This is a genomic window from Pseudomonas sp. 91RF, assembly GCF_003576265.1.
In the GTDB taxonomy this organism is placed as follows: domain Bacteria; phylum Pseudomonadota; class Gammaproteobacteria; order Pseudomonadales; family Pseudomonadaceae; genus Aquipseudomonas; species Aquipseudomonas kribbensis.
Genome location: NZ_QWFC01000045.1, coordinates 61,699 through 74,504, shown reverse-complemented (window position 1 = coordinate 74,504; position 12,806 = coordinate 61,699). Strand labels below are relative to the sequence as shown.

14 protein-coding genes are annotated in these 12,806 nt (G+C 61.0%); 8 read left to right on the top strand and 6 right to left on the bottom strand.

The window, feature by feature from the left end; genetic code table 11:
* Positions 1–473: 473 nt before the first annotated feature.
* Complete coding sequence (locus tag DXT77_RS23310; protein WP_119429355.1) at positions 474–833, top strand: DUF6124 family protein; 360 nt, start codon at positions 474–476, stop codon at positions 831–833.
* 213 nt (positions 834–1,046) lie between these two features.
* Here the strand turns inward: DXT77_RS23310 and DXT77_RS23305 are convergent, their stop codons facing one another.
* From DXT77_RS23305 to gspI, 6 genes are all read right to left on the bottom strand, one after another.
* The gene (locus DXT77_RS23305) at positions 1,047–1,388 is read right to left on the bottom strand and encodes a hypothetical protein (protein ID WP_256663016.1); all 342 of its coding nucleotides are present in this window, start codon (positions 1,386–1,388) and stop codon (positions 1,047–1,049) included.
* A gap of 60 nt (positions 1,389–1,448) precedes the next feature.
* The gene (locus tag DXT77_RS23300; RefSeq protein WP_119429353.1) at positions 1,449–1,862 is read right to left on the bottom strand and encodes a hypothetical protein; all 414 of its coding nucleotides are present in this window, start codon (positions 1,860–1,862) and stop codon (positions 1,449–1,451) included.
* Positions 1,859–2,464, bottom strand: coding sequence for a hypothetical protein (locus DXT77_RS23295; protein WP_218568660.1), 606 nt, complete (start codon positions 2,462–2,464; stop codon positions 1,859–1,861). Before DXT77_RS23295 ends, DXT77_RS23300 begins: the two co-directional genes overlap by 4 nt.
* A 3-nt stretch (positions 2,465–2,467) precedes the next feature.
* Positions 2,468–2,965, bottom strand: a complete 498-nt coding sequence (locus DXT77_RS23290; protein WP_085654191.1) for a PAAR domain-containing protein — start codon at positions 2,963–2,965, stop codon at positions 2,468–2,470.
* Positions 2,966–3,339: 374 nt separating this feature from the next.
* Positions 3,340–3,702, bottom strand: coding sequence for a DUF6124 family protein (locus DXT77_RS23285; protein WP_065260569.1), 363 nt, complete (start codon positions 3,700–3,702; stop codon positions 3,340–3,342).
* Between the two features lie 373 nt (positions 3,703–4,075).
* The gene (gspI, locus tag DXT77_RS23280) at positions 4,076–4,453 is read right to left on the bottom strand and encodes a type II secretion system minor pseudopilin GspI (protein WP_119429352.1); all 378 of its coding nucleotides are present in this window, start codon (positions 4,451–4,453) and stop codon (positions 4,076–4,078) included.
* 146 nt (positions 4,454–4,599) lie between these two features.
* Between gspI and gspG the strand changes: the two genes are divergently transcribed.
* Genes gspG through gspF form a run of 7 tightly spaced genes read left to right on the top strand, consistent with a single transcriptional unit; the run spans position 4,600 to position 12,683 of the window.
* Complete coding sequence (gene gspG / locus DXT77_RS23275; RefSeq protein WP_119429351.1) at positions 4,600–5,058, top strand: type II secretion system major pseudopilin GspG; 459 nt, start codon at positions 4,600–4,602, stop codon at positions 5,056–5,058.
* Between the two features lie 8 nt (positions 5,059–5,066).
* Positions 5,067–6,020, top strand: coding sequence for a type II secretion system minor pseudopilin GspK (gene gspK, locus DXT77_RS23270; protein WP_119429350.1), 954 nt, complete (start codon positions 5,067–5,069; stop codon positions 6,018–6,020).
* Positions 6,017–7,162 carry a type II secretion system protein GspL gene (gspL, locus tag DXT77_RS23265; RefSeq protein ID WP_119429349.1) on the top strand — a complete coding sequence of 382 codons (1,146 nt, stop codon included), beginning with the start codon at positions 6,017–6,019 and terminating at the stop codon, positions 7,160–7,162. The genes gspK and gspL overlap by 4 nt, the downstream gene beginning before the upstream one ends.
* A complete protein-coding gene (gene gspM / locus DXT77_RS23260; protein WP_119429348.1) occupies positions 7,155–7,700 on the top strand; it encodes a type II secretion system protein GspM in 546 nt (181 codons plus the stop codon). The genes gspL and gspM overlap by 8 nt, the downstream gene beginning before the upstream one ends.
* A complete protein-coding gene (gene gspD / locus DXT77_RS23255) occupies positions 7,697–10,069 on the top strand; it encodes a type II secretion system secretin GspD (protein WP_119429347.1) in 2,373 nt (790 codons plus the stop codon). Before gspM ends, gspD begins: the two co-directional genes overlap by 4 nt.
* On the top strand, positions 10,066–11,472 hold the full coding sequence (gspE, locus tag DXT77_RS23250) for a type II secretion system ATPase GspE (protein ID WP_119429346.1): 1,407 nt from the start codon (positions 10,066–10,068) through the stop codon (positions 11,470–11,472). Before gspD ends, gspE begins: the two co-directional genes overlap by 4 nt.
* Positions 11,472–12,683: a type II secretion system inner membrane protein GspF gene (gspF, locus tag DXT77_RS23245; RefSeq protein ID WP_119429345.1), complete on the top strand. Its 1,212-nt coding sequence runs from the start codon at positions 11,472–11,474 to the stop codon at positions 12,681–12,683. Before gspE ends, gspF begins: the two co-directional genes overlap by 1 nt.
* Positions 12,684–12,806 lie beyond the last annotated feature (123 nt).

Below are 12,806 nucleotides of genomic sequence, written 5' to 3'. Positions count from 1 at the left end.
TGGAAGAGCGCGATGAATCAATTTGCGATTCTGTACGGAGATCGATTTATCAGGCCGACCTGGTAAAAGCACGACCTACCTGACGGCAGGCCGTTATCGGCCCGCACACAAAATATCTGACAGTCTCGTTTAAAAAGACATCTCCAAACACTCTCTCAGGCTACACACCCTTGCGCCGTTGCCTACAGCTACGCCAGAATCCGCCGGCTTGTGCGCTTTGTACCTGGTCTTTATCGTCTACGTGTCGCTGGCAACCCAGCGATCGGGTTTAGCGACCTGACCAGGTATAAGTTCAACGACGCTCCAGTTCGTCGCAGATTTTTGCGATGACGATATGGTGGCTGTGCGTGGGAGACCTTCGGGTCTGCCGGGTCTTATACCTCTCGGTTCGCTAACCCGCGCACAGCTGCCACCCTTACTTGTTTAGCGACAGGTGTTGGTGGTTCCACCAGGTATAAAAATGGAGCTTCACCATGATCAAACCAACACCCAACCCGCCCGAAACCGACTCGGTTTCCCCCTACGAATCCATCGATTCCAGAAAACTCCACGAAGCCGCCGACCGCGCGCTCGACCATTACCTCTGTCCGCCCGGCTCCACGCCGCCCCCACGTAGAACCCGCGGGATGTATGCCGTGACTGCGGACAACAAAAACGAAGAACTGCTGATTGATGCCAGTGAAACACTCGCTTCGGCCCAAACCATTGCCCAGAACATCGCCAGTCTGGTGCCGGCTTCGCAGCGTCGGGCGTTGGTGGGCATTGCACAGTTGATCATGCTCGGGGAGTTGGCGGTGAATCGGGCGTTGGATAATTTGCAATTGCCGGGGTGATGCGGGGCAGGGCTGGCAGCGATGGCACATGCGCTGTTTCTGTTGCCTGATATCCCCCTATCGCCAGCAGGCTGGCTCCCACAAAGTTATGGGTTGGTCTCGGACATCGTGTTCGGCCAAGGAGGGAGGTGGTAGGCCATCACCCTCACGGGTGATGGTTTGAAGCATGACTGAAAAGGGGGCTGATGGACCTGTCCCCTTTGGTTTCTGGCTTCAATCCTTTTCGGGACATTTGAAGTTCCAGGAATAAATCTTCATGTCTTTGACCTCTTCGCCGACTGTTCCTACACCTAAACAATCTCCGTTCTTGATGTAGTTGAAGCTGCAGTAACGGACGCCTTCCGTGCAAGACTCGATTTCACTGAAGCCTTTTCTTTGGATGACGCTTTCAACCCCGAACTCACCTGAGTAGGTCGGATTCGGCTCCCAGCCATTTTTGATCAAAGCTTTTCTGGCTTTCGAAAATGGCATTCCCTCTTTGATAGGAAGGTCTGCTGCGCTAGAAAATAAACTGACGCAACCTAAAAGGCTGATGGCTAATATTTTTAGTTTCATTTAACAATGCCGCCAACAGAAAGAAGGGAACTGATTTATTTCATTCGGTTCCCTGCTTTCTTAACCCGCGTCGTCTTTATTGGGTTCTAGAGATGCATCCGGACATTCATCCGTCCACCGCGTAACCGTCATGTCTTTAAGCTGCTCACCAATGGTGTCGACGCGCAAGCAGGCGCCTTTCTTTGAATAGAACAGGATGCAGCGCGAGCTATCAAATGAGCAGGTATCGAGTTCCAGGAATTTGCGTGCAGCCAGCTCGCGCTCGACACCACTGTATTCATAGCCATCGCTGGTGTGCATCCGGGTTGGCTTCCATCCTTGTTTGAGCAACTTGGACCTGGCCGACAACAAGGGCTCATCGACTGCGATGCCAGCTGGCCCGTGCTTGTCGTTTGTCGCCTGCGTGCCGCCGGCAAACGCGACGTTTGTACCCATGCAATACATCGCGAGGAGCAAGAGGATCGGGGTCTTCATTTAGTAGTTCCTCCAGCTGATTTGTAGCTCGCCAAAAACTTTGGATACTCGGCGTACGGTTGAGGCGGGTAGTGGTTTTTCTTGCCTGGCCCTTCCGGGAGTGCTGCCCACCTTGTGGCCGCCTTCGGCATTGCGCCCGGAATGTCTCCGGCCTTGATCTTGTCGATCACTCCGAGGGTGCGAAGAATGTCGACGGTAATAAGGTCCTGGGTATGGGGTGAAAAGTCCGTCAGTCCCTGTTTCTCGCCGTACTCGCGCCATGTGGCAACGTTGATTTGATACAAGCCCGATGCCGTAGTTTTTCCGCCGTAGCCGGCGCCCGGATGGGTGGACTCGTCAGTGAACGTCCATTTTCCGGTTTTAAAACCTTCGGCCCAGCCATGACCGTATTTCGCGTGATAGTCACCGCCTTCGGCTTCGCCAATTGCGAACAAGTAGGCTTTGACGTTTTTGTCCTTTAAATACGCTTCGTTCTCGGCCCGTCGTTTCTGTTTTTTTGCGTCCAGCTCTACTGTTTTCGGGGTGTCGTCTTTGACGGGCGTTACCGCTCTGGTGGCGACGGGAGACATCTTCCGGCCATTTCTGCTAACGACTTCAGCCATGCCTTAGTCCTCCAGAAACAGTTGGATTGTTTCGGGCAGGTGCGAACTCACCACATGCGTGTAGCCCATCTCATCACTTACGCCGTGTTCCAGGCTGCCATCTGCGCGTTGAATGGCATATTCAAGATTGGCCAATGGTTCGCCCGACTCTTGGTCAACCAATCTGAACTTGTCGCTGAAATGCACTGGCATCGACGTCAGGCCGCTGAAGGGTGCTGATACAACGGTGTCACCAATAATGACCGTGCCGGAGCCACCCACAACCACGTTGCCGTGGCCGCCGGTACTGCCTTGAGTCGCGGCATTCAGCCCATTGATGAAAACCGTCGAGCTGACCGCTCCGGTGATCGGGCTACCGCATGCGGATTTATCGGTCATCCGAGCGGCGGGAAGGCCGTCGAAATTGACATTGGGAGAGCCGCTGACAATTGGGTTTGTGCCGTGCCCCGGGAGCGGGCAACTGGTGGGATCTGTGACTCGGGCTGCAGGTTTGCCACTCACGGGAAATTCCTTTTAAAAGATTCAGTTGTCCTTGGCCTGATTGAATTAGAAATTCCGGCCACTGAGATAATGCGAACATCAAACGTTTGGCAGAGTAGAAAGAGTGCTCTGGTGGAGGAGAGCATCAAACGCCGCCACCCATGTACGTTTGCGCCGCACAGGATGCCTGAGGCAAATGTTGCGCTCAACATTTCTTACAATTCTTTTGTTGACGGCTTGTGAATGACCTTAAAGCGAGCAGCCCGTAACACCTTCGCGTTCGGGTCGGTTGAAGCTTTTGGTACAGAGAAAAACGCATTTGGCCGAGGTTGTCAGTCACACCTGACAACCTCGGCGATTTTCTTTCCAGCTATTGAGCGACAGCACTCAACCGCTTACGTCTTCACCTCAACATGATCCAGCGCCTGATTCACCGCCAGCCCCGCAACCATAACCACCTGCGCAATCCCCAGCGCAGTCTTACGGTGGGCGGGTTCGAGGATCGCGGCGAAGTTGCTGAGCATTTCGCTGGCGGAATCGAGTGATTCGCTGGCGTTGGCCAGGAGGGATTCGCTGTTGTAGGCGGGGTTGGCCAGGAACATGGGATCGTGTGTGGTGTGGCTGCCCATGATGCGTTGTTGTGGGGTGAGGTAGTGGTCGAGGGCGCGCTCGGCGGCTTCGTTCAGGGTTCGGGAGTCGGGGAATTGGTAGGGTGAGACCGGATCGGTTTCTGGTGGGTTGGGCGTTGGTTTGATCATTGATGTAACTCCAGTACTGATTAAATTGGAGTCAACCACTCTCGCTACCAAACGAGGGGGTGGCGACCATACGCAGGTTGGTAGACCGGAGCACTGGAACCGGCGCTTCCGAAGAAGCCCTGAGCATGGCCACCATAAATCCAGTCGCATGAATGCAACTGCATGAGGTGACGCAATGCGTCAGCGCTGCGGGCTACCAAACCCGATCACTGTTTTTCAGTGACCATGGAACGATAAGACCCGCGTACTAGACGCACAAGCCGGCGGATTCTGGCGTAGTCGTAGGTAATGACGCAAGCCGCTGTAGCCTTGATCAAGTAACGTCTGACGTCTTTAAACGGCATCGAGGAAAACGATTAAACAGAAGCGATCATCAGTCCTGAGGCCGGTTCAATAACGTTTCAAGCCGAGCCAGCGGGGGGCGTTCCTGGCTGCGATCAAAGACTTGCACACCAACCTTCAACAACCGCCCATTCTCCGCCCCCCCAATCACCTGCTCACACCGCAACAACAACCTCCCTTGATCACACTCCATCACCTTGACCCCCATCGGCAATTTCCCTTCCAACCGCAATTCCGCCATCCGACTCTGCGCCGCAATCATCGCAATCGAACGATCCCGCAGTATCCCGCTGCTCTGCGTCATCAACCCCGCCACGCGCACGGCGGCGGACATGGCGACGGCGATGATCGCCAGCGCGACGAGTACTTCAATCAGGGTGAATCCGGCTTGCGGGGAGGGGGTGCGCATCGGGGGCTCGGGCAGTCGGGCAGCCCTTGACGCTAACCCCCGTGCTTGACGGCTTGACGACGAAAACACCCGAGGATTTTCAACATCCCTGACATATCTTCTTGCAACACTGCGCGTCGAATCGAATCAAGCCAGGGAATGACGAGATGGATATCGCGCAATTCAAACAGCCCAGTCGACCGAGCCGGATGCCCCGTGGGCAGCAGGGTTTCACGCTGATCGAGATCATGGTGGTGGTGGTGATTCTCGGGATTCTGGCGGCGATGGTGGTGCCCAAGGTGCTCGACCGGCCGGATCAGGCACGGGCCACGGCGGCGAAGCAGGACATTGGCGGGTTGATGCAGGCGCTGAAGCTGTATCGCCTCGATCACGGCACTTACCCGAGCCAGAGCCAGGGCCTGAAGGTGCTGGTGGAGCGGCCGGCCGATGCGAAGAACAGCAACTGGCGCTCGTACCTGGAGCGTCTGCCGAATGACCCTTGGGGTCGTCCTTATCAGTACCTCAATCCCGGTGCCAACGGCGAGATCGACATCTTTTCCCTCGGCGCCGACGGCCAGCCTGACGGCGAAGGCGTGAATGCCGACATCGGTTCCTGGCAGTTGTAAGGCCGGTCATGAACAACCCATCGAACCAGCAGGGGATGGCGATCATCAGTGCGCTGCTGATCGCTGCGGTGGTCGCGGTGATCGCCGCCGGCATGCTGACGCGCCAGAGCGTTTCGACCCGGGCGCTGGAAGCCGAACAACTGCGGGTGCAGGGCCGTTGGCTGTTGCACGGCGGGTTGGAGATCAGCCGGCAATTGTTGTGGGATGCCCGGCAGCGCGATCCGCTGACCCGACTCGATCAGCCGTGGGCGCAGCGCTTGAACACTCAGGGTTTCGAAGGGCGGCTGGAGGACGAGCAGGGCAAGTTCAACCTGCGCAATCTGGTGGCCAACGAGCGGATCGATGATGCGCAGGTGCAGGCGTTCGAGCGATTGTGCGAGTTGATCGGTGTCAGCAGCGGCTTGAGCCGGCGCATCAGTCAGCGGGTGATCGGCTCTTATCCGCACCTGTTGAATGCCCAATTGGTGGACAAGCCTGTGGCGAAAAACACCTTCGACAGCGGGCGCGCCACGTCGCCGTCCGCGTCGCGCAAGCCTCAATCGCCGACCTTGCCGATGCTGCGCACGCTTGATGATTTGCGCAGTGTCGATGGGGTCAACGATGCGTTGTTGGCGAAGCTCGCGCCGTACCTGACGGTGATTCCGGCGACCACCTGGCTCAACGGCAACACCGCCACGGCGCCGGTGCTGGCGGCTTATGTGCCGGGGCTGTCGCTGGAGCGGGCGCAGGCGTTGATCAATGAGCGTGACGCCGGACGCTGGTTCATCAATCGCGGGGATTTCGTCAATCGCCTGCGCCTGCCGCAACTGGAGATCACCAGCGTCAAGGTCGGCATCACCAGCGACTGGTTCCGGCTGCGCGGTCAGGCGCGGCGGGATCAGCGGCGGGTGAGCCTCGATGCGTTGTTGCATCGCAGTCAGGATCGGTTGCCGCAAGTGATCTGGTCGCGGGTGGGCGTATGAGTCAGTTGCGCGTGAGTTTGCCGCCGCTGGCGGAGCTGAGTCTCGACAGTGAAGTGGAGGGAGCGTGGCTGGATCGTCAGGGGCAGGTCACACGCCAGGAGCGTGTGCGTCTCGACGCACTGCAGAAGCAACCGCTGGTGTGCTTTCTGCACCCGTCGGACAGCCTGCTGGCGAGCATCGATCTGCCGCCGTTGCCCGCGAACAAAACCGCTGCCGCTGTGCAATGTGCGGCGCAGGCCTTGATGCTCGGCGACAGCGCCGAGATGCACATCGCCCACAGCACTCGCAATGAAAGCGGCCAGGTGCATATTGCCTGGGTAGCACGCAAGGATTTGCAGCACCTCGGGCAATTCGGCTTGAACCTCAAAGGCCTGTACCCGGCGGCCTACAGTTTGCCGGTGATGGCGGGTGGCGTCGGCTGCCTGCACGACGATCATCTGTTGCTGCGCCACGGCCCGAATGCGGCGCAGGTGCAGCCGATGATCGACGAAGCGTGGCTGCTGGAAACCGGTCTGCCGGCGCACTGGATCGGTGACGGCGCGCCTGAGGCGGTGCAATCGACATTGGCCGACACGCAACGTTGCTCCGGCCCGTTACCGAACTGGGGCCTGCACGGGGGCCTTCAGCAACCGGGCACCGAACATCGCGGCTGGGGCAGGGCGCTCGGTTGCTGTGCGTTGGCGCTGGCGGTGTGGGTGATCGGTTTGAACCTGTACGCCGCCCGCGAGGCCGGGCAGGGCCAGCAACTCAAGGCGCAGATGGCGCAGCGGGTGAAGCAGGCGTTTCCCGAGTTGCCGGTGATCCTCAATCCGCTGCAACAGGCCCGTCAGCAAATCGCCGCTCGCCAGCAAGGCGCGGTGGATGCGCCGGGGCAGGATTTCACGCGGCTGGTGTTGCAGGCCGGCAGCGGCATGCCGTCGATGGCGGGCACGGTGCAGCGGCTGGAATTTGTCGACGGCGCGCTGCAATTGAGTCTGCTGCCCGAGGCCCGGCGCTCGGGCAATGACAAGGACTGGCAAGGCACGCTGGCCCAGGCCGGCATCAGCATCAGCCCGAATGATGACGGCTGGGTCCTGCGCCCGGCCGGCGAGGCGACCGCCGCCACCGACAACGACGACAGCAGCGGAGCCGAAGATGAATAGCCCATCGCTTGCGAAATACCGCGCCGGTTGGCAGCGCTTCAATGCGCAATTGCAGGCCAAGTGGCAGCCGTTGGCCCTGCGGGAAAAACGCATGGTCGTTGGCATGGCAGCGCTGTTAGTTGGACTGTTTGTGTGGGTGGCGTTGGTTCAACCGCCGTTGAAGAAGATTGCCGCCTCGCAAGTCGAAACCCCGAAATTGCGCGCCCAGGCCGAAGCGCTGGAAGTGCTGTTGCGCGATGTCAGCGTGCGCCCCGACGGGCAGAACCTGGAGCAGTCGCTGCAGCAGACCTTGCAGGCCAGCGGACTGGGCGGCCATTACCAATTGGCAGCCGCGTCCGCCGGCTGGCAGTTGACCTTCGATGCGGCACCCGCCGACGCCGTGCTCGACTGGCTGCTGAGCCAACCCCGGAATTTTTCACTGCAAGTGGTCGAGGCCCGTCTGCAACGCGCAGACGACGCCGCGACCGATGACACGGCCGGCACTCTGTCGGGCACCGTACGCATGGATCAGGCGCTGGGCGCTAAGGAAGCTTCATGAAGGGGTCAGGGTCCAAACGCATGGCGTTGCCGATGCTGTTGATGGCATTGAGCGCGTGCAGCAACACAACGCCACCGAATCAACCGCCGCTGCTGGTGGACAGCGAACTCGGCCGGCCGCTGGCCAACACCCAGCGCAGCGGCGACGCGGTGCTCGACCGCGAGCGTGCGCAGGCTCAGGCAAGACCTGCGCCGAAGCAATTGCACAACATCACCGAACGCGCCCGCAGTGGCGGTTCGGCGCGGGGCACGACGTTGCCGGCCAACCCGTTGGGCGATCAACCGGTGACGCTGAATTTTGTCGACGCCGATATTCAAGCGGTGGTGCGCGCGTTGTCGCGCTCGACCGGCCAGCAGTTTCTGGTGGATCCTCGGGTCAAGGGCAACCTGACGCTGGTCTCCGAAGGCCAGGTGCCGGCGCATCAGGCCTACGACATGTTGCTGGCGGCGCTGCGCATGCAGGGTTTCAGCGTGGTGGATGTCGGCGGCGTGGCGCAGGTGGTGCCGGAGGCCGACGCCAAGTTGCTCGGCGGGCCGATCTACAGCGCCGACAAACCGGCCGGCAACGGCATGCTCACCCGCACGTTTCGCCTGCAATACGAGAACGCGGTGAACCTGATCCCGGTGCTGCGCCCGATCGTGTCGCCGAACAACCCGATCAACGCCTATCCGGGCAACAACACCATCGTCGTCACCGACTACGCCGAGAACCTCACGCGGGTCGCGCAACTGATTCAGGGCATTGATACCCCGAGCGCCATCGACACCGACGTGGTGCAGATCCAGAACGGCATTGCCGCCGACATCGCGCCGATGGTCGCCGACCTGCTCGACGCACCGGGCAATGACCCGACGCAGAAAATCGCCGTGATCGGCGACCCGCGCTCCAACACCATCATCATCCGCGCCGGCAGCCCCGAGCGCACGGAGCTGGCGCGCAACCTGATCTACAAACTCGACAACGCCCAGAGCAATCCGAGCAATCTGCATGTGGTTTATCTGCGTAACGCCCAGGCCGGCAAACTGGCCCAAGCGCTGCGCGGATTGTTGACCGGCGAAAGCGACAGCGGCACCAGCGACAGTGCGCGCTCGGTGCTCAGCGCCATGGGCAGTTCCACTAATTCGAACGGTGGGCAGAACGGCCAGAGCGGCACGCAAACCAATGGCAGCACTTCGACCACCAACAACGGCAGCACTGGCGGCAGCTACGCCCAAGGCAGCAGCACTGGCAGTGGCAGCAGCAACGCGCAAAGCAGCGAGCAGAACGTGGCCTTCAGCGCTGGCGGCGTGACCATTCAGGCGGACGCGACCACCAACACCTTGCTGATTTCCGCGCCGGAACCGCTGTACCGCAACCTGCGCGAAGTCATCGACCTGCTCGACCAGCGCCGCGCACAAGTGGTGATCGAAAGCCTGATCGTCGAAGTCGGCGAGGACGACGCCAGCGAATTCGGCGTGCAATGGCAGACCGGTAATCTGGCCGGTAATGGCGTGATCGGCGGCGCCAACCTTGGCGGCTCGGGGATCAACGTCAACGGCAAGACCAGTGTCGATGTGTTGCCCAAAGGTTTGAACCTCGGCTACGTCAACGGCACCGTCGACATCCCCGGCATCGGCAAGATTCTCGACCTGAAAGTGCTGGCCCGGGCCCTGAAGAGCAAGGGCGGCACCAACGTACTGTCGACGCCGAACCTGCTGACCCTGGACAACGAAGCGGCGAGCATTTTTGTCGGCCAGACCATCCCGTTTGTCAGCGGCAGTTACGTCACCGGCGGCGGGGGCACCAGCAACAACCCGTTCCAGACCGTGACCCGCGAAGAGGTCGGTTTGAAGCTCAACGTGCGGCCGCAGATCTCCGAGGGCGGTACGGTGAAGCTCGACATCTATCAGGAAGTCAGCAGCATCGACGAGCGCGCTTCGGCGGCTTCGACTTCGGCAGGGATCGTCACCAGCAAACGCGCGATCGACACCAGCATCCTGCTCGACGACGGGCAGATCATGGTGCTCGGCGGTCTGCTGCAGGACGGCTACAGCCAGAGCAATGACGCGGTGCCATGGCTGGGCAGTATTCCCGGGATCGGCGCGCTGTTTCGCAACGAGCGCCGCTCGATCACCAAGACCAACCTGATGGTATTCCTGCGCCCCTACATCATCCGCGACAGCGCGGCGGGGCGCAGCATCACGCTTAACCGCTACGACTTCATGCGCCGCGCTCAGGGCGGTCTGCAACCGGAGCGCAGCTGGGCGATGCCGGACATGCAGGCGCCGCAATTGCCGACCGCTGCGCAGGGTGTGCCGGCAGCCGTTCCGACTTCCGGGCCCCGCGCGGTCATCAAGGCTGTGCCGATTGAAGCAGGCCCGCGGTTATGAGCAGCTTGCCCTACGCATGGGCCAAGGCGCAGCGGATTCTGCTGCGCGACGGCGTGCTGACGGTGTGCCCGTCGACGCCGGGCTGGTCAATCAGCGAGGTGCGCCGGCAGTTCGGCACGGCGAAGCTTGAGCGAGTGCGCGACGATGAACTCGACGGCTTGCTCGCCACGGCCTACGCCGACACCGGCAGCGCGGCGGCGGTGGTCGGTGCGGCGGAAAACGAAGTCGACCTCGACCGCCTGATGCAGGACATGCCGGAAATCACCGACCTGCTCGACACCCAGGACGGCGCGCCGGTGATCCGCATGATCAACGCCTTGCTCACGCAAGCGGCGCGGGACGAGGCCAGCGACATTCATATCGAACCGTTCGAAACCCATTCGGTGGTGCGCTACCGGGTCGATGGCACCCTGCGCGACGTGGTCTCGCCACGCAAGGCGTTGCACGGTGCGCTGGTGTCGCGGATCAAGATCATGGCCCAGCTCGATATCGCCGAAAAACGCCTGCCGCAGGACGGCCGCATTGCGTTGCGCGTAGCGGGGCGGCCGATCGACATTCGCGTCTCGACCGTACCCACCGGCCATGGCGAACGGGTGGTGATGCGTTTGCTCGACAAGCAAGCCGGGCGTTTGCACCTGGAAACCCTGGGCATGGACGCGCAGGTGCTGGCCAAACTCGATCACTTGATCCGCCAGCCCCACGGCATCGTGCTGGTCACCGGCCCGACCGGTAGCGGCAAGACCACCAGCCTTTACGCGGCGCTGGCTCGGCTCGATGCAAGCACCAGCAACATCCTTACTGTGGAAGACCCGGTGGAATACGACCTGCCGGGCATCAGCCAGATTCAGGTCAATGCCAAGATCGACATGACGTTTGCCCTGGCCTTGCGGGCGATTCTGCGGCAGGACCCGGACATCATCATGATCGGAGAAATCCGCGACCTGGAAACCGCGCAGATCGCGGTGCAGGCTTCGTTGACCGGTCACTTGGTGCTCGCGACCCTGCACACCAACGATGCGGTGTCGGCGGTCAACCGCTTGGTCGACATGGGCGTCGAGCCTTTCCTGCTGGCCTCGTCGATGCTCGGCGTTCTGGCCCAGCGACTGGTGCGACGACTGTGCAATCAGTGCAAACAGGAAGACCCGGCGACGCCCGGCACCTGGCGCCCGGTCGGTTGTGCGGCGTGCAATCACACCGGTTACAGCGGCCGTACCGGCATTCACGAATTGTTCTGCATCGACGACGACATCCGCACCCTGATTCACCAAGGGGCAGGGGAGCAGGCGTTGCGTGCGGCGGCGAGCAAGGCGGGGATGTTCAGCCTGCGTGAAGATGGCGAGCGCTGGATCCGCAGCGGTGCCACGGCGCCGGAAGAAATCCTTCGTGTGACACGGGACGCCTGATGAATCGCTATCGTTTTGAAGCCGCCGATGCCAGCGGCAAGATCGAATCCGGGCATCTCGAAGCCGACAGTCAGGGCGCGGCGTTTGGCGTGCTGCGCGGTCGTGGTTTGACGGCGTTGTCGGTGGAGAAGGAAAGCAACGTCTCCCAGCACGGTGGCGGTGGGTTGTTCAGCGCCAGGCTGTCGGACAACGATCTGGCTTGGGCCACCCGGCAGCTGTCGAGCCTGCTCGGCGCCAGTCTTCCACTGGAAGCTGCACTGAGCGCCACGGTCGAGCAGGTCGAGAAAAAACACATCGCCCACACCCTCAGCGCCGTTCGTGCCGACGTGCGCAGCGGCATGCGTCTGGCCGAGGCGCTGGCGGCGCGGCCTCGGGATTTTCCGGAGATTTATCGGGCACTGATTGCGGCGGGCGAGGAGTCCGGGGATCTGGCGCAGGTGATGGAACGGCTGGCGGATTACATCGAGGAACGCAACAACCTGCGCGGCAAGATTCTTACTGCGTTCATTTATCCGGGTGTGGTCGGATTGGTGTCGATCGGCATCGTGATTTTCCTGCTGAGTTATGTGGTGCCGCAGGTGGTCAGCGCGTTTTCCCAGGCACGGCAGGATCTGCCGGGGCTGACACTGGCGATGCTCAATGCCAGTGATTTCATTCGGGCGTGGGGCTGGTTGTGCGCGGGCGTCATGGCCGGTGCGTTCTGGAGCTGGCGCCTGTATCTGCGCAATCCGGCGGCGCGCCTGAGTTGGCATCATCGGGTGCTGAAGCTGCCGCTGATCGGACGGTTTGTGCTGGGGTTGAACACCGCACGATTCGCATCGACGCTGGCGATTCTCGGCGGTGCCGGGGTGCCGTTGTTGCGCGCGTTGGAAGCGGCGCGGCAGACCTTGTCCAATGATCGCCTGAGCCTGAGCGTCAATGAGGCCACCGCCAAAGTGCGGGAGGGCGTCAACCTGGCGGCAGCACTGAAAGTGGAGAACGTATTTCCCCCGGTGCTGATTCATCTGATCGCCAGCGGCGAGAAAACCGGCGCGCTGCCGCCGATGCTTGAGCGTGCGGCGCAAACCCTGTCCCGCGAAATCGAGCGCCGGGCGATGGGCATGACTGCGTTGCTTGAACCACTGATGATTGTGGTGATGGGCGGGGTGGTGCTGGTGATTGTGATGGCGGTGCTGTTGCCGATCATCGAGATCAATCAATTGGTGCAGTAGGGGTGTGCCTGTTTATTTAATGTTGTTTGGGCTGGCCTCATCGCGAGCAGGCTCGCTCCCACAGGTTTTGTGGGCGCTACGAATCAATGTGGGAGCGAGCCTGCTCGCGATGACGGACTTCAT

Excerpts from the sequence above, each read along its gene's own strand:
- gspM (WP_119429348.1), top strand. The coding sequence starts at position 7,155 with ATGAATAGCCCATCGCTTGCGAAATACCGCGCCGGTTGGCAGCGCTTC.
- DXT77_RS23305 (WP_256663016.1), bottom strand. The coding sequence starts at position 1,388 with ATGAAACTAAAAATATTAGCCATCAGCCTTTTAGGTTGCGTCAGTTTA.
- gspI (WP_119429352.1), bottom strand. The coding sequence starts at position 4,453 with ATGCGCACCCCCTCCCCGCAAGCCGGATTCACCCTGATTGAAGTACTC.
- gspD (WP_119429347.1), top strand. The coding sequence starts at position 7,697 with ATGAAGGGGTCAGGGTCCAAACGCATGGCGTTGCCGATGCTGTTGATG.
- gspE (WP_119429346.1), top strand. The coding sequence starts at position 10,066 with ATGAGCAGCTTGCCCTACGCATGGGCCAAGGCGCAGCGGATTCTGCTG.
- gspL (WP_119429349.1), top strand. The coding sequence starts at position 6,017 with ATGAGTCAGTTGCGCGTGAGTTTGCCGCCGCTGGCGGAGCTGAGTCTC.
- gspF (WP_119429345.1), top strand. The coding sequence starts at position 11,472 with ATGAATCGCTATCGTTTTGAAGCCGCCGATGCCAGCGGCAAGATCGAA.
- gspG (WP_119429351.1), top strand. The coding sequence starts at position 4,600 with ATGGATATCGCGCAATTCAAACAGCCCAGTCGACCGAGCCGGATGCCC.
- DXT77_RS23295 (WP_218568660.1), bottom strand. The coding sequence starts at position 2,464 with ATGGCTGAAGTCGTTAGCAGAAATGGCCGGAAGATGTCTCCCGTCGCC.
- gspK (WP_119429350.1), top strand. The coding sequence starts at position 5,067 with ATGAACAACCCATCGAACCAGCAGGGGATGGCGATCATCAGTGCGCTG.
- DXT77_RS23285 (WP_065260569.1), bottom strand. The coding sequence starts at position 3,702 with ATGATCAAACCAACGCCCAACCCACCAGAAACCGATCCGGTCTCACCC.
- DXT77_RS23300 (WP_119429353.1), bottom strand. The coding sequence starts at position 1,862 with ATGAAGACCCCGATCCTCTTGCTCCTCGCGATGTATTGCATGGGTACA.
- DXT77_RS23310 (WP_119429355.1), top strand. The coding sequence starts at position 474 with ATGATCAAACCAACACCCAACCCGCCCGAAACCGACTCGGTTTCCCCC.